17 protein-coding genes are annotated in these 14,743 nt (G+C 38.6%); 9 read left to right on the top strand and 8 right to left on the bottom strand.

Annotation, left to right across the window (positions count from 1 at the left end):
• Positions 1-239: 239 nt before the first annotated feature.
• Entirely contained in the window at positions 240-1,157 is a 918-nt protein-coding gene (locus PSE69_RS09795; protein ID WP_121874986.1) for an acyl-CoA thioester hydrolase/BAAT C-terminal domain-containing protein, read from the bottom strand.
• Positions 1,158-1,898: 741 nt separating this feature from the next.
• Between PSE69_RS09795 and PSE69_RS09790 the strand changes: the two genes are divergently transcribed.
• From PSE69_RS09790 to PSE69_RS09775, 4 genes are all read left to right on the top strand, one after another.
• Positions 1,899-3,062: an MFS transporter gene (locus tag PSE69_RS09790; protein ID WP_004919762.1), complete on the top strand. Its 1,164-nt coding sequence runs from the start codon at positions 1,899-1,901 to the stop codon at positions 3,060-3,062.
• A 266-nt stretch (positions 3,063-3,328) separates the two neighbouring features.
• Positions 3,329-3,517, top strand: a complete 189-nt coding sequence (locus tag PSE69_RS09785; RefSeq protein WP_014658347.1) for an FAD-binding oxidoreductase — start codon at positions 3,329-3,331, stop codon at positions 3,515-3,517.
• Between the two features lie 3 nt (positions 3,518-3,520).
• Positions 3,521-4,294, top strand: coding sequence for a GNAT family N-acetyltransferase (locus PSE69_RS09780; RefSeq protein WP_004919757.1), 774 nt, complete (start codon positions 3,521-3,523; stop codon positions 4,292-4,294).
• Between the two features lie 328 nt (positions 4,295-4,622).
• Entirely contained in the window at positions 4,623-5,183 is a 561-nt protein-coding gene (locus PSE69_RS09775; protein ID WP_004919752.1) for a hypothetical protein, read from the top strand.
• A 68-nt stretch (positions 5,184-5,251) separates the two neighbouring features.
• Here PSE69_RS09775 and ddlA read toward each other — a convergent pair whose 3' ends face one another.
• Together ddlA and PSE69_RS09765 are read right to left on the bottom strand one after the other, a co-directional pair.
• Complete coding sequence (gene ddlA, locus PSE69_RS09770) at positions 5,252-6,355, bottom strand: D-alanine--D-alanine ligase (protein WP_036940227.1); 1,104 nt, start codon at positions 6,353-6,355, stop codon at positions 5,252-5,254.
• Between the two features lie 138 nt (positions 6,356-6,493).
• On the bottom strand, positions 6,494-7,378 hold the full coding sequence (locus PSE69_RS09765; RefSeq protein ID WP_014658345.1) for a LysR substrate-binding domain-containing protein: 885 nt from the start codon (positions 7,376-7,378) through the stop codon (positions 6,494-6,496).
• 149 nt (positions 7,379-7,527) lie between these two features.
• Between PSE69_RS09765 and PSE69_RS09760 the strand changes: the two genes are divergently transcribed.
• The gene (locus PSE69_RS09760; RefSeq protein ID WP_040133126.1) at positions 7,528-8,142 is read left to right on the top strand and encodes a LysE family translocator; all 615 of its coding nucleotides are present in this window, start codon (positions 7,528-7,530) and stop codon (positions 8,140-8,142) included.
• A 3-nt stretch (positions 8,143-8,145) separates the two neighbouring features.
• On the opposite strand, the gene PSE69_RS09755 is transcribed toward PSE69_RS09760, so the two are convergent.
• The 3 genes from PSE69_RS09755 to leuE all read right to left on the bottom strand — a co-directional run bounded on the left by PSE69_RS09755 (position 8,146) and on the right by leuE (position 9,920).
• Positions 8,146-8,616 (bottom strand): NUDIX hydrolase, encoded by a 471-nt coding sequence (locus tag PSE69_RS09755; protein ID WP_014658343.1) that lies wholly within the window; start codon positions 8,614-8,616, stop codon positions 8,146-8,148.
• 1 nt (position 8,617) lies between these two features.
• Positions 8,618-9,010 carry a cytidine deaminase family protein gene (locus PSE69_RS09750; RefSeq protein ID WP_040133125.1) on the bottom strand — a complete coding sequence of 131 codons (393 nt, stop codon included), beginning with the start codon at positions 9,008-9,010 and terminating at the stop codon, positions 8,618-8,620.
• Between the two features lie 268 nt (positions 9,011-9,278).
• Positions 9,279-9,920 (bottom strand): leucine efflux protein LeuE, encoded by a 642-nt coding sequence (gene leuE / locus PSE69_RS09745; RefSeq protein WP_036940216.1) that lies wholly within the window; start codon positions 9,918-9,920, stop codon positions 9,279-9,281.
• Positions 9,921-10,332: 412 nt separating this feature from the next.
• On the opposite strand from leuE, the gene PSE69_RS09740 reads away from it, so the two are divergent.
• The 4 genes from PSE69_RS09740 (at position 10,333) to PSE69_RS09725 (ending at position 13,069) form a co-directional block, all read left to right on the top strand.
• Complete coding sequence (locus tag PSE69_RS09740; protein ID WP_004919737.1) at positions 10,333-11,172, top strand: AraC family transcriptional regulator; 840 nt, start codon at positions 10,333-10,335, stop codon at positions 11,170-11,172.
• A 225-nt stretch (positions 11,173-11,397) separates the two neighbouring features.
• Positions 11,398-12,099 (top strand): AzlC family ABC transporter permease, encoded by a 702-nt coding sequence (locus PSE69_RS09735; RefSeq protein WP_040133124.1) that lies wholly within the window; start codon positions 11,398-11,400, stop codon positions 12,097-12,099.
• Complete coding sequence (locus PSE69_RS09730; RefSeq protein ID WP_004919731.1) at positions 12,096-12,410, top strand: AzlD domain-containing protein; 315 nt, start codon at positions 12,096-12,098, stop codon at positions 12,408-12,410. The genes PSE69_RS09735 and PSE69_RS09730 overlap by 4 nt, the downstream gene beginning before the upstream one ends.
• A gap of 188 nt (positions 12,411-12,598) precedes the next feature.
• The gene (locus tag PSE69_RS09725; protein ID WP_014658339.1) at positions 12,599-13,069 is read left to right on the top strand and encodes a DUF1456 family protein; all 471 of its coding nucleotides are present in this window, start codon (positions 12,599-12,601) and stop codon (positions 13,067-13,069) included.
• A gap of 13 nt (positions 13,070-13,082) precedes the next feature.
• Here PSE69_RS09725 and PSE69_RS09720 read toward each other — a convergent pair whose 3' ends face one another.
• Positions 13,083-13,985 carry a LysR family transcriptional regulator gene (locus tag PSE69_RS09720; protein ID WP_040133123.1) on the bottom strand — a complete coding sequence of 301 codons (903 nt, stop codon included), beginning with the start codon at positions 13,983-13,985 and terminating at the stop codon, positions 13,083-13,085.
• A 42-nt stretch (positions 13,986-14,027) separates the two neighbouring features.
• The gene (locus PSE69_RS09715) at positions 14,028-14,720 is read right to left on the bottom strand and encodes a phosphohydrolase (RefSeq protein WP_036940207.1); all 693 of its coding nucleotides are present in this window, start codon (positions 14,718-14,720) and stop codon (positions 14,028-14,030) included.
• Positions 14,721-14,743 lie beyond the last annotated feature (23 nt).

The following is a 14,743-nucleotide window of genomic DNA, read 5'->3' as shown; positions in this document are numbered from 1 at the left end:
TGGCTACTCATTCCTACATCAACCATTTTTAATCATTATTTAAAACAAGGTTTCTATGTTTTTTATCTGTGAAAAGAGCAACTGCCATGGTTTCAATGCCACTAAAAAATAAAAATAGTGAAAACTGTATTAGATTGGCGGTGTTTATTTTGCAAGCGCCTAACAGACTATCTTGATTAGCGTATTGATAATGAACCTCCTCCCCGGAAGGTTTTTTGGAGGAGGCGTTAAAACAGTAGTTAGTTTATGGTTTGATACCACTCGTTAATATCTTTCACAATCAATTCTGTTTGTGACTTTCCTTCTTGATCGAGGAAAAAGTGATCTAACCCCTGATATGTTTTAAACGATACCTGTGGATTATTAATTTTCCCCATCATTCGCACAACACTATGGGGATCTACATTGATATCATCCATTGTTTGAATCACTAAGTGAGGTGTTTTTATCGATTGAAGCAGTTTTTGGTTATTCACTGTTAGCATTTCACGCCACCACTTTTCCCCATGTTCACTCGGAAATTGGTTATCATCTAATTTATTTTGTATTACAGATTTAGCGAATTGTTTAAAACCTTCAATAGATTGCGCGACTTCTTCATTAGGCAATGTTTTTTCAATATTATAAATAACATCGTTAATAAAAAACTGACCGCCACCATTCAATGAGATGGAGGCTTGGATCATATCCGTGTTAGAAACAATTAAATTTGTCACTACCGCCCCTTCACTTCCTCCAAGCAAAATAATATGTTGATAATGGTTTTTTAAATGCCTAATTAAAAATAAATAATTCTCTGCTCTTTCTAATGGAGAATCATTTTTCATATAATCAACAGGACAATTTTCGACTAATGCTCCATCCTCATTTTTTCCAACTTGGCTATTTAATCCCGTTTTTTCAACCAGTAAAATATCATTATTAGGAAATGTCGCGCCAAAATTTTTTATCATCTTAGTGTTATTAATAACACTTTTGCAATCAGAGCCTTGGATCAACACTAATACGTTTTTTGCTGTTTTATCGCTTTGCTTTATTATGTAGTAATGTATCTCTTTCCCTTGTTTATCCTGAATTTTTTGTAACTCAGGACCCTTTTCTGCGTGAGCCGTGAGTGTAAAAGCCACTAATAATAAAATAACAGAGCCTATTTTCATTTTTTACCGTATTTATAATCATAAAATATAACGACATGATTATAGACATCAGAGTGCGCTAAACATGGACTAAAAATGCTGTCTTCTGAATAAAGTTCAACTAAATAAAATTAGGTAAAAGCATAATGAAATTTAATATTTCATTATGCTGAGAAAACGCTAATGTATAAAGGTATGCTGAATATTGCATACTCGTTATCATATATTATTATTTTATTTTGTTGACTAAATTCTGTTGTCAGCACTTGGGACTTTTGCATTCTGATATTCTATTGTGAAACAATTTTCGTGGCACGGCTGCAAGTGGTCGTGTCCTATTTTTTCTAAAAACACGCCTTAACGCTGAATGATCAACTTGTATTGTATCTAACAGTAATCGAACACATTAATTGATTAATCTTGTTTAACTAGGCGCTATTAATACCTAATATACTTCCCTAAGTCATAAATTTAATACATATAACCACAATGCCATACTGATTATCTCTATCTCATTCGAGATACCGTGCTATTTTTCAAAATCAATATAGCTAACATAGATAATATTTTTTTGGTTTCGCATGAGAACCCTATCATATTGATCCTTTAACCTTTATTATTATATAGACTGACAAATGGGCCATCGCACTGATAAGAAGAAATGGACAGAAAAGGGAAATACGCCACCCGATATTAGATGATCCACTTTTAGATACTCTTCATCATAGATAATTTAATAACTAAACTAAATATATTGATAAAATGACTCTATCTCCTGAATTATTAGAAACAACACCGACTACGCCACCAGCCAAAAAAGAGCAAGTGGCAACACGGATTATCTTTTTTATTGCAGGTTTTGCAACCGCTTCATGGGCAGCAATTGTCCCTTTTGTCAAAGCCAATACGGGTGCAAATGACGCCACACTTGGATTATTACTTCTCTGCTTTGGCGTCGGTGCGCTGATTGCGATGCCTTTAACCGGGGCTATTGCTGCAAAATTTGGCTGTCGTAAACTGATGGTGGCCTCGACCATCGCCTTTTGCTTGCTACTCCCTTTACTCCCTGCAATATCACATATCGGTATATTGATTGTTGGCTTATTGCTTTTTGGTGTCGGTATTGGGCTAACAGATTGTGCCATGAACATACAAGCAGTGATTGTAGACAAAGCTTCTGAGAAGCCCATCATATCGGGTTTTCATGGTTACTATAGTGTAGGTGGAATTGTAGGGGCTGGTGCTATGAGTGCCATTTTATTAATGGGTACACCACCAATTGCTGCTGCAATTATTATTTCATTGGTTTCGTTACTGTTGCTGTCTATTAGCTTCAAAGGTTTTTTAAGTTATGCCAATGCACCAACCGGCCCTCTTATCGCGATACCCAAAGGTATTGTTCTAGTCATTGGTATTATTTGCTTTGCTATTTTCCTCGCGGAAGGTACGGTACTAGATTGGAGTGCCGTATTTTTAATCGAGCACCACGGTCTAGAAGAATCCCTTGGTGGATTGGGCTTTGCAGCCTTCGCCACAACAATGACAATTGGCCGTTTAACTGGAGATAAAATAGTAATGCGTGTCGGCTCTGCGCGGGTGGTGTTCTGGGGCGCTCTTTTAGCCTGTATAGGCTTTATGATCGCGGTATTATCACCTTACTTATCCATCGCAATTATAGGTTATGCGCTGGTTGGTGCTGGCTGTTCTAATATTGTACCTGTGATGTTTTCATCGATAGGTAAGCAAAATACGATGCCTGAAGCGTTAGCTGTCCCAGCGGTTTCGACGCTGGGTTACCTTGGTATCCTCGCAGGCCCCGCCGCCATTGGTTTTGTTGCCTTTCAGTTTACATTAGCGACCGCTCTACTCACGATCGCCGCATTATTAGTCATTATTGCGTTTGTCTCTAAATTGGTGAGAGTCTAAAGCTGACAATTAAATAAGATTTTCACCTTAAAACGCCCTGACTAACCCAATAATTAAACATGCACCTTAATCTCTATTAAGGTGCTTATACAAAATCATTCTATCCGATGATTTCAATCTAATTATGTTGTGCCGAGGGTTACATCGATGAGCGCCCCGAGCATAGTGCAGTGAATATCGCACAAAATGCGCTATCCGTTATTCAAAATTCATTTATAGGTACAAATAGATTACGCTTAGAAAATGCTTTCATAGGAATGCGACCTATGCCACAGGATGAGATGCCAATTGTCGGTAAAGTTGCTGATTTCAGTGGTTTATATATTATTAGTATGCACGCTGCTATCACACTTGCACCATTAATTTGCCATTTGGCACAAGATGAAATAATACATGGCATAGAGCAGACAGCACTTAGCCCCTATCGATTAACACGCTTTGCGTCAGGTAACTGAAACATGAATATTCCGCTCTACTACTTAAGGCATTATCAGTCCATCGAAAAAACATTTTGGACATCGATTTGTGAGCACAGTATCCAGATCGAACAACATACTATATGTTACCTTACCCCTCTAAATTCGCCTGTATTTAACTTTATTTATCTTCAACCTGAATCATCGATTCAAGCATTTAAGCAGGCTCATCACCTTTTTGTTGCACAAAAGAAAAATCATACACTGGTTGTTCCTGAAGAAATGCAGCAAGATATTGTCAATGAGGCACTTGCCTTAGGCTACAAACGTGACAGCGTCACAACAGCAATGGCATTATCACTTGATAAACAACTCCCTGTAGAACTGCCTGAAAATCAAGTGGATATTGTGTTTGCGAACCATGACCTTTCATTGTGGGCTAAGCCTTTAGTATCTGCGTTTTATATTTCGGATGAACACGATAAGGTTGTCAATGAATATGTCCGCTATCATGAAGATGCTTTATTGCAAGGTGCGCCACAATTTCATCTTGTCCTCTTAGTCGCTGGAGAGCCAGCAACATCGATGACCGTCACTATTGAAGGTAGCCTTGCACGTTTTGATGATATTGGTACGGAGCCAGCACACCAAGGGAAAGGCTACGCGACACAATTAATCGCTTATGCGTTAGCATTTTGTCATCAACAAGGTGTTGAACACTGCTTCCTTGATGCCTCAGAAGCCGGTTTCGACCTATACAAAAAGTTCGGATTTGAACCTTTATTCCGTTATATTAACTATGTCTGGTGCAAGTAATTTATTAGGCTGGCAATTAGCCCCTACGGCAGCAAAAGTACTAGTAACATCACGCATAGTTTGATCTCTTATCGCAATAAACAAGGTGTGGGTGTCGTTATCACCATGCACCTTGTGAGTCTCTTACGTTAAAACCAATGCCGCTTTTCTTGAACCATAAGTTGGTACTGCTTATGTTTTGCCTGAATAGTGACATCAAGACATTGAGCATTTTTTGTTTGATCAAATAGAATAATTCACTGATAAGCTTCGTTTTCCAGAACGCTTTTGTGCAACTTTACCCTTCAGTAAACCTGAACGGCATATCTACCATAAAATGATTTAACTCATGAAAATTAATGTTATTGGCTGTAGTGGCAGTGGTAAAAGCACCTTTGCCCGGCAATTAGCGTCACTTTACGCTGTTCCATATATAGAAATGGATGCTCTTCATTGGCAAAAAAATTGGCAACCCGCAACCGATGAGCAATTGTATAAGAAATTATCGCAAGCCCTGCAAAATGCACCAAACGGCTGGGTACTTGATGGTAACTATACTCGGACACAACCCATTAAATGGAAAGAGGTTGAGCTGGTGATTTGGCTTGATTACTCATTCTTACGGACGCTTTATCAATCGGTGCGTCGAGTGTTCTCACGGATCAGAAGCAAACAAGAGCTTTGGCCGGATACAGGGAATTATGAGTCGTGGAAAAATGTCTTTTTTAGTCGTGATTCCATCCTAATATGGATGATAACGACCTATCACAAAAGTAAATGGCCTAGGATAGCCAGTATGGCGGATAAACAGTATCAACATATACGTTTTATTCGATTAACGACGCCAAAAGAAACCCAGTTATTCTTAACGCAACTGCAAAAAAATGTTGCGCAGCATCACCGAGATTAAGGCATAAACTAACCGATGTTTTATTAGCGTGACATCGCACGCTAATAAAATACCGCGATATTAGTCAATTAATTGACATCACACGCTGTTTTTAAAGCAATGGTTTGTTGATATTTTTCAATGCCTAGTTCAATAAGGCGGCTGATCAACGCTTGATATGTCATTCCGCCCTGTTGCCACAATTTAGGGTACATACTGATATTCGTAAACCCTGGTAGTGTATTAATTTCATTGATAATAACGTGATTATCTTCGGTCAAGAAAACATCAACGCGAGACATACCACTGCAATTGAGTGCACGATAAGCCTGTAATGCAATTTCCCGTATTTTATCACTCACTTCAACATCTAAATCCGCTGGTGCTACCACAGACGCACCATTTTCATCGATATATTTGGTGTGATAAGCGTAGAAGCTATCATGTAGAACAATTTCGCCACATGGACTTGCCAATGGCTGTTCGTTCCCTAATACCGCACATTCTATCTCACGGCCTTTCACTGCACTTTCGATCAGGACTTTCATATCGAACAAGAAAGCGAAATCCAATGCTGCCTTAAACTCAGCCTCATTAGTCACTTTACTGATCCCAACAGAAGAGCCTTGGTTAGCCGGTTTAATAAATAATGGGAGGCCTAATTGTTTAACAACCGCTTCATAGTTGGCTTCAGTGCGATCCGACGCTGTCAGCGTAATAAAAGGTGCAACATGTAGCCCCGCATCGCGTAGTAATCGCTTAGTGATATCTTTATCCATACAGGCTGAAGAGCCTAAAACACCTGGGCCAACAAAAGGTAAATTAGCCATACGCAATAACCCTTGCAAAGAGCCGTCTTCACCCAAATTACCGTGCACAATGGGGAAAATAACATCAATTTGAGGGAGTGGCTGAGCATCTTCAAGGGAAATAAATTGCTGGGTTGTTTTACCAGGGATAATAGCGATACTGCGTTTTGGCGTACTTAGTGCAATACGAGCGGGATCATTTGCATGGATTAAAAAATCAGCTTCATCATATTCATGCCAATGCCCCTGTTTGTTAATGCCGATTAAGCATACATCAAATCTATCGCGATCAAGACCATTAATGATGTTCTTCGCTGACTGCAATGACACTTCATGCTCTGTTGATTTACCACCAAAAATGACACCTACCCGTAATTTACTCATTACTCACTCCACTTAATAAACCGACAAACCCAAGTCTGGAAATATAACACGCTATAAAATAGTTATGTGATAAAATCTTTATTTATTACATGGTTTTGCTGAAAGAATAAACAATTCGAGCGTAAAGTAAAATCTGTGCTACTCCTTTTGGGTTAGTGTATAGCTTTCTTGAAGGCAATCTTTTAGCCACTCAATAAATAGGTGCAAAGCACTTCCGACAACAGGTGGCTTGGGCGCCAACAAATAATAAGCTGAACCATCTTCGATAAAACCATAAGGCGCGGTTAATTGACCTGATTGCAACTCATCTTCAACCATTAAAAATGAAGCAATCGCAACCCCTTGACCAGAAATGGCCGCCTGAATGCAAAGGTAAAAATGTTCATATGAAACCTGTCGATTACCTTGCTGACTATTGCCCATCTGCTGTTGCCATTGCTCCCAAACAGAGGGACGAGAAGCTGGATACAGTAACGCAATGTCGCTGGAGCCATCGTGCCAATGTAAATCGGGCCGCTGCACTAACCCCATCCTTTCACGACACACTTCTTCAGCATAAATATGGCTATTCCACTTAAAATCATTACGCCTAAAAGCAAGATCAACACCTGCTTTAGTGAAATCAATAGGCCCTCCTGCCGCAATCAAATGCACCGTAATATGAGGAAATTGCTGATAAAATTGCGTTAATCGAGGAATAAGCCATTTCATAGCGATAGTGGGTTCACAAGAAATACTCACCACATTACTATCAACGACACTGCCAAGCTCTGCTAATGTCTTATCCAATTGAGCAAAGATTTCACTCGTTGTTTGATATAGCTTTTTGCCTGCCAACGTTAAAAAAACCGCTCGGTTACGCCGCTCAAATAATGCAATACCAATCTGTTCTTCAAGCAAACGTATTTGGCGACTGATAGCACTATGCGTGACATGGAGTTCATCCGCCGCTTTAACAAAGCTGCCATGACGCGCGGCGGCATCAAAGAAACGTAATGAGGATAATGGTGGTAATTTCATCATATAGGTAACAAAAACTGACAGATTTACGTCAGCATAAATCGCTTTTTAACTAAATACAATCTATTGATAATACAGTTAATTAATAAACAAGATGATTTATATCAGCAATTTTTAATATCAGTTTTTATTACCTATTAAGGACAGTTAACATGAATGAACTTATTGCTATGGCAGCCATGACTATTTTAGCGGTAATTAGTCCAGGTCCCGACTTTGCCATGGTGACACGTAGTAGTTATGCTTATGGCACAAAAATTGGGTTGCTTGCAGCATTAGGTATAGCCTTTGGGGTGCAGGTTCATGTTTTTTATACTGTATTCGGTGTAACACTGCTTATCATGAACTCACCGACGCTTTTTACTATTGTGAAATTATTTGGTGTGGGATATTTAATTTATATTGGATTTAGCTCATTTACCAATAAACAAAAAATCAATACAGAAACCGGTGAAACACCTAAACCTACAAGATTTGCTGCCTTTAAAATGGGCTTTTTAACTAATGCATTAAATCCCAAAACCATGCTATTTGTCGTTTCTGTATATACGCAAGTGCTCCAAAATTCTCACTCATTAATGCTTAATTTGAGTTATGGGTTTTTTATCTCTTTTGTTCATTGGCTATGGTTCAGTTTGATCGCGTTATTCTTCGCAGCGCCCGTCATACGCAACCAAGTTCTCAATTACCAATTCGTGGTGGATAAAATAATTGGTCTGTTATTAATGGCGCTCGGTGTTTCATTGTTGTTTTTAAATATAAAATAAATTTTATTTCAACAAGTTAGTTTCATTTACCATGCTTGCCAATTGCAGTAGATCATGTGGGATATTGAGATTGGCTAGCTCTTCAAAAGGCACCCAACAAAATGCAGGATCAGGCGTTTTATCTGGCGATACAAGCTCACATAAATACACCATATCAATATGCCAATGATCCCCTTTTTCTTTATCAGTTATAAACTCTTTTAAGATGGCTAAAGGCATGGGCAAAGCAGTGACTTTTTCACAACCCGTTACCTTGGTTGCTGTTGGATAGGCGCAATCAATCACGCGGCAATCTAACCCTGTTTCTTCCCGTACTTCACGCATTACCGCATCTTGAGGCTCTTCATTATCTTCTAAATGCCCTCCCGGTGGGAGCCAACACCCTAATTTGCGATGCTTATGTAATAAAAACTCCCCTTTTTGATTACGCAGCAATGCCGTTGCCGTGAAATGTTTATCCTCTTGCGTCATCATTCTATTGTTCTCTATTTTGTGTGGCTTTCCAATCATAAGGCATCAATTGCTCTAAGGTGACTTGAGTTTCATTATCGACCCCAACGAGCGTCTGCTTATTTTTATTGGATAATTGACTAACTAATTCTCGACAACGCCCACAAGGCGGTACAACATTTCCAGCGGAATCAACGGCAACCATCGACTTAATGACCGACTTTCCTGCTTTGAGTAATTCAGCAACAGCGCCATGCTCTGCACAAAAACCCAGAGAGCACGCCGTATCAATGCTAATACCTGTATAAATTTCACCATCTTCCGCTTCTAGCGCGGCAGCAACATAACCACATTCAATATAATCATTGATAATAGATGGCTTTGCATAACGGCTGGCAATTTTGATTAAATGCTTCATCAGGTATACATCCTTTTCTCACAGAATAATTTTAATTTTATTATGTCGTTTATCTATGTTGGAAGCCAAACGTGCTCTTTCACCGTTCCATTAGCCAGACTATTTCTGAACACATTTGTACCGCAATAATTCCACTCCAAATCACATGATACTGAAATTCAGAGCACAATTTTGGACGACGGGTTGTATTAGAGACTTGAGAATTGTTTCGAGATTACAGTGATAAAAAAGCCGGCTCATGGCCGGCATCATCATATACCCCTAAAAACTAGGCGGCTAACGCTAATTTAGCCCCAAACATTAAGAAGATAGCACCAATGCAGCTATTAGATAATTTAGACAGTTTTTTGTTATGTTTTACCATGTTAGTAACAGCAACAGCACCAAAAATCAGCATTGATAGATAAATCATACTGCATGCTTCAAGAATGCTGCCTAAAATAAAAAACGGTATGCCTGCATTAGGATAAGCAGGATCAATAAACTGAATAAAAAATGACACATAAAAAATGATCATTTTAGGATTAAGCAAACTTAAAAACACCGCTTTTTGGTATGTTCCTTTCGCTGCTAATACTATTGCATCCACATCCCCAACCGGCTCTTTTTTATGAAAGACGCTATACAGCGTTTTTATTCCTAAATAAACTAAATAGGTAGCGCCAACATACTTAATTACACTAAAAAAGATAGGTGATGTTTTAACCAGTGAAGCAACCCCTAAAAACGATAAAAAAATCAGTATCGCGTCACCCGTAAATACGCCTAGCGCGGCTTTATAACCATTTTTAATGCCATATTTTGCACTACTCGTTAACACAAACAAAGAATTTGGGCCTGGCACCAATGTAATAAAAATGACACCGATTAAATACGTCCATAAATTTGTGATACCAAGATTTTCAAGCATAAGGAACCCGCTAACTTAATAAAAGTTATAACAAAAAATAAACATATTCAGTTAATATTGACTATGATACACGGGGTTATCTTACTATAAAAGATATCACTACGCGCAAATAAAAATATGGGCAAATATGCCATGTATAGACCAAAAACTAGGTTGAATAATCTAAAAATATTGAATTTCATGAACCAATAATTCACGAAATAAACTAAAAATAGAATCGTATTGACACTAACATTTATCTTGGGTTTTTATTCTGCAATATTAAGAAAAATTGAAATAATAACCCAAAATAGGCCATTGGGTAGTGATAGTGAAAATAATTAAGATTAAGGGTATAAATAGCATACGTTTAATGCAATATAACTGTGTGTTTATATTCCGTTTTTATCATGGGTAAAGAGTAGGTATTGGGATGGAAAGTGCCAATTATTTTCATTTGCGAGAACTGGGTGGCTTAGAAATGATAGAAGCCCAGTACCATCAACAAAAATTTTCCCGCCATAGCCATGAAGGCTTTTGTATTGGTGTGATTGAAGATGGTGCTCAGCAATTTTTTCGTACTGGTGAAAACCATTATGCACCTAAAGGCGACATTATTGTGGTGAATGCGGATGAAATCCATACAGGCTCTTCTGCTGTAGCTGGTGGCTGGGCCTATAAAGCTATTTATCCTACCCCTGAAATGTTTCAACGCTTAACCTTAGATTTAAAAACGGATAACTACGGAGTGATCCCTTGGTTCCCTAACGCAGTGATCCAAGATCCCGGTTTAGCAGCTCAGTTAAATTTACTATTTAATTTATTATTACAACCCAATAACACCTTATTCAAAGAGACCTTATTACTCTCATCAATGAGCTGGCTTATTTTGAAATACAACAAAAGCCGAGTACAACCCAATGATATTCCCCCTGCAAAACAACGTATGCAGGATATTTGTGACCTAATCATGAGCACCGCAGAGCAGGATCATTCCCTAAGTGAGTTAGCAGCAATTGCTGGGGTAAGTCAGTGGCATTTTCTACGTCAGTTTAAATTACATACAGGCACAACCCCCCATACATTTTTAATCCAAGCAAGATTATACAAAGCTAAAAAATTGCTATTACAAGGGGAGAAACCTGCTGATGTTTCAAACCAGTGTGGTTTTTCTGATCAGAGCCATTTCACACGGCATTTTAAGAAATCCATTGGGGTCACACCTAGCCAATATACGCGGCATATTACCAGTGGCGGCATTCATTTATGCTAGCCCTTATTTCCGTTATCAGCTGAATAACCGCTTTTATTATTGCTTAAAAGATAGCTGGGAATATTGCGTGCAAATTGTCCACATTGTGTAAATTAAAGGCTAGTTATTTACTTTTATGCCATGGCATTGGTGATAATACACTCATATCAAGAGCAATTTTATTCTATCAGCCATCTCAACTCGACAGTATGATAAAAATAACGAAGCAAAAAAGGTATTAAATCAATGTATTCACAACAACGTAGCCAATGGCAACGTGCTTTTACTCATGGGGCTCTGCACATGACTCCATTGAATTTAGCAGTGATCCCATGGGGTGTTTTAGCAGGTTCAATGGCTGTTGAAGCCGGACTTTCATTTTGGCAAAGTATTTCTATGTCAGCGATGATATTTGCTGGCGCAGCACAACTTGTTACTTTAGGTTTACTTAATTCTGGGGCGGGTTATATCACTATTATTATATCTGTCTTCTTTATTACTTCACAGCATTTGCTATACGGCCTAACAATGCGGCCTCATGTTAAGGATTTTACTGCCACTCAACGTTTAAGCATTGGCTTTTTATTAACAGACGAACTATTTGCTATTAGTGCTGCTAAACGGCAGCCACTCAGTTTTCCTTATTTATTTGGTGCTGGATTCAGTTTTTATATTGTTTGGTTAATCACCAGCCTTCTTGGCATTATGATGGCCAATTTCATTACTGACCTAAGTCGCTTACATTTAGACTTTTCTGTGGTTGCGACACTATTAGCGATTGTTGTTCCACTGACAAAGAAAATAAGCACAATTTGTGGCGTGATATTTTCATTAGTTGTGGCCGTTACCCTCTCTCTATATTCAATAAGTAGTGCGATTGTCATCGCGGGTGTTGGGGGGATGTGTGTTTCAGTTATTGTTTCTCGATTACTTAAGGAAGAAAAATGATTTGGGTATTGATCCTGACACTGACGGTTATTGTTTTCTCTTTACGTTACGTTTTTCTGATCCCACAGCTTCCTGTTAGGTTGCCACTGTTTATTAAACAGGCTCTCGGTTATTCAGCGCCTTGCTTATTAACCGCAATTTGTGCTCCGGTGATCCTGTTAGATAATCATGCGTTGCGGGATTTCCCTGATAACCCCTATTTATGGGGAGCTTTATTTTGCGTCGTTGCCGCGGCGTTACTGAAAAATATGCTATTAACTGTTGGGTTAACCTTAGTCTTTTTTTATAGTCTCATCTATTTTATCGGCTAATTCAACGTCAGACACAATATGCGTAAGGTAGGCTAAAATCGTCTATTTTACGCATTCTTATATTGATAAAAACAAAATTACTCTCTAGTATGCCTTTCTTAAAACGCCTCAATATTTTTGAATCTCAACATTGATAACTATCATTGGTGATTGATTTAGAAAACTTAATTTATGGAAAATCAATAGCCATGCTTAATAATTATGTTTTACGTCGTATTCGCTACATACTAGACCTTAGTGATAACCAGATGGTGGAAATTATGCAGCTCTCTGGTTTAACGGTGACCAAAGCAGAAATAGTAAGTTGGCTAAAGAAAGATGATTCCCCCGAATATAGGGAGTGTAATGATAAAACCTTGGTTCACTTCCTTAACGGTTTAGTCTATTTTCGTCGAGGTAAAAGCGATAACCACCCTGCTCCGACAGTTGAAACACATATCAACAATAATATTATCCTTAAAAAACTCCGTATCGCTTTTGCATTAAAAGATACCGATATGATAGAAATCTACCAAAAAGCCGATTTTCGAGTATCTAAACCCGAAATTAACGCCCTATTTCGTCACCCCGAACATAAAAACTACCGTGAATGTGGTGACCAATTACTGCGCTATTTTCTAAAAGGACTCACCCTGAAATTACGCCATACTTCAGCATGATTGAGTCTGGCAATTACACCTTCTTATTGGCAAATAATGGGATTAAATATTGCAAAAAAGCATCAATCTTCGGTGATAATGAACGTCGACTCGCATAAACTGCACGTAATTCAATCGGAGCGGGTCGCTCATCAAACTCAATAACTTCAAGTAAACCTTGCTCAATATCTGGTTGGCAAGATTCCATCGCTAAAATGGCATAGCCAATCCCTTTTAATGCAGCAACTTTAGCTAAAATACCGCTATTAACTCGGTATCGACTATTAATATTGAGTTTTTGAGGGCGTTCTTGTTGGTCGATAAATATCCATGGCTGACCGGCTATTGCACTTAAACTTGAAATACAAGGCATATTAGCTAGCTCCGTGAGGTTTTTCGGCTTGCCCGTTTGTTCAATAAGATGAGGAGCCGCCACAACAACGCTCGGCCAAGCTTTTATTAATTTCGAATGATAGCTGCTATCGCCTAATTCACCCCGATGGAACGTTAATAATAAATCGATATCATCATTAATCACATCTAAAGGCATAAGCTGAGTATCACAATGAAGCGTTAATTGTGGATGCAACAGAGCAAAATCGGTGATTATGTCGGCTAATAGTAGGCTTCCCGTCTCACTAGGAATAGTGAGCCGTAATGTTCCTGTTAATCTCTCACGATGGCTTATTTGGCTCAATATATCATCAAGCTCTGCATAGAGATTTTGACTATGCTTCCATAATATTTCACCTTGCTCTGTCAGCCTCATATTCCGCGTTGTTCTCTCAATTAACCGACAATTGAGCTGAGTTTCTAATTGCTTAATACTCCGGCTAACATTCGATGTCGGCATAGACAGTTGTTGTGCGGCACGAGCAAAATTGCCCTGAGACGCCACAGAAACAAAAACTCTTAATAAATTCAGATCAACCGACATTTATCGCCTATCCCTATTGAATACATCAAGCCACTACCTTAATTAGAGCCAAAACTGTTCGATGATATGATCATCAAACTGGACACTATTCCCCTTTAATTCAGCACTTAATTTCGCCATAAACTGTACTAAATAATTCGCATTTTGAGTGGCGAGCAATCTTCCCATTGAAGTTTGCATAGTACTCGGTAATTTAAGTAATTTTTGCTGAAAGTGATCTAAAGCCCATTGAGTATCATCCAGTGGCCTATTTTGTGCAAAAGGATCATTTGCATCAAATAATGCCCTATTCAATTGGCCACTAACGGCAAAAACACGCGCTAAGCCAATTGCGCCAAGTGCTTCTAACCTATCCGCATCTTGAACAATTTTCGCTTCAATCGTTTTTGGTTCGAGCTGAGCACTAAAACTATGGGTGATAATACAGTGAGCAATCGGTTCATAGTAATGTTCAGGTAGGCTTGGAAAATGAGACTGAAAAACACTCACCGCTTTATCAGCACTTAAAGAAGATGCTTGGTGTCTTTGGGGGTGATTTTTCGGCAATGAGACAAAATCGTGAAAATAACAGGCAGCCAATACAACCAAAGGATTAACTTGTTCTATTGGCTCCATAATTTTTTGTGCCGTACGCCAAACTCGCCTAAGATGAAAAATATCATGGGCATTATCATCATTAACCCAGTTTTTTAGCAGGTAATTATCAAACTCATTCGCCCATTGCTCTATATTCATTTCTATCACCAAACGACTTCAGA

It is taken from the genome of Providencia sp. PROV122, assembly GCF_028482365.1.
GTDB lineage: Bacteria > Pseudomonadota > Gammaproteobacteria > Enterobacterales > Enterobacteriaceae > Providencia > Providencia stuartii.
Note: the sequence above shows the minus strand (reverse complement) of the source record. Positions and strands in the feature narration are given on the sequence as shown.

What these genes read in the sequence shown, in the direction of transcription:
- PSE69_RS09795 (WP_121874986.1), bottom strand. Translation starts at nt 1,157, where the DNA reads ATGAAAATAGGCTCTGTTATTTTATTATTAGTGGCTTTTACACTCACG.
- PSE69_RS09790 (WP_004919762.1), top strand. Translation starts at nt 1,899, where the DNA reads ATGACTCTATCTCCTGAATTATTAGAAACAACACCGACTACGCCACCA.
- PSE69_RS09785 (WP_014658347.1), top strand. Translation starts at nt 3,329, where the DNA reads ATGCCACAGGATGAGATGCCAATTGTCGGTAAAGTTGCTGATTTCAGT.
- PSE69_RS09780 (WP_004919757.1), top strand. Translation starts at nt 3,521, where the DNA reads ATGAATATTCCGCTCTACTACTTAAGGCATTATCAGTCCATCGAAAAA.
- PSE69_RS09775 (WP_004919752.1), top strand. Translation starts at nt 4,623, where the DNA reads ATGAAAATTAATGTTATTGGCTGTAGTGGCAGTGGTAAAAGCACCTTT.
- ddlA (WP_036940227.1), bottom strand. Translation starts at nt 6,355, where the DNA reads ATGAGTAAATTACGGGTAGGTGTCATTTTTGGTGGTAAATCAACAGAG.
- PSE69_RS09765 (WP_014658345.1), bottom strand. Translation starts at nt 7,378, where the DNA reads ATGATGAAATTACCACCATTATCCTCATTACGTTTCTTTGATGCCGCC.
- PSE69_RS09760 (WP_040133126.1), top strand. Translation starts at nt 7,528, where the DNA reads ATGAATGAACTTATTGCTATGGCAGCCATGACTATTTTAGCGGTAATT.
- PSE69_RS09755 (WP_014658343.1), bottom strand. Translation starts at nt 8,616, where the DNA reads ATGATGACGCAAGAGGATAAACATTTCACGGCAACGGCATTGCTGCGT.
- PSE69_RS09750 (WP_040133125.1), bottom strand. Translation starts at nt 9,010, where the DNA reads ATGAAGCATTTAATCAAAATTGCCAGCCGTTATGCAAAGCCATCTATT.
- leuE (WP_036940216.1), bottom strand. Translation starts at nt 9,920, where the DNA reads ATGCTTGAAAATCTTGGTATCACAAATTTATGGACGTATTTAATCGGT.
- PSE69_RS09740 (WP_004919737.1), top strand. Translation starts at nt 10,333, where the DNA reads ATGGAAAGTGCCAATTATTTTCATTTGCGAGAACTGGGTGGCTTAGAA.
- PSE69_RS09735 (WP_040133124.1), top strand. Translation starts at nt 11,398, where the DNA reads ATGTATTCACAACAACGTAGCCAATGGCAACGTGCTTTTACTCATGGG.
- PSE69_RS09730 (WP_004919731.1), top strand. Translation starts at nt 12,096, where the DNA reads ATGATTTGGGTATTGATCCTGACACTGACGGTTATTGTTTTCTCTTTA.
- PSE69_RS09725 (WP_014658339.1), top strand. Translation starts at nt 12,599, where the DNA reads ATGCTTAATAATTATGTTTTACGTCGTATTCGCTACATACTAGACCTT.
- PSE69_RS09720 (WP_040133123.1), bottom strand. Translation starts at nt 13,985, where the DNA reads ATGTCGGTTGATCTGAATTTATTAAGAGTTTTTGTTTCTGTGGCGTCT.
- PSE69_RS09715 (WP_036940207.1), bottom strand. Translation starts at nt 14,720, where the DNA reads ATGAATATAGAGCAATGGGCGAATGAGTTTGATAATTACCTGCTAAAA.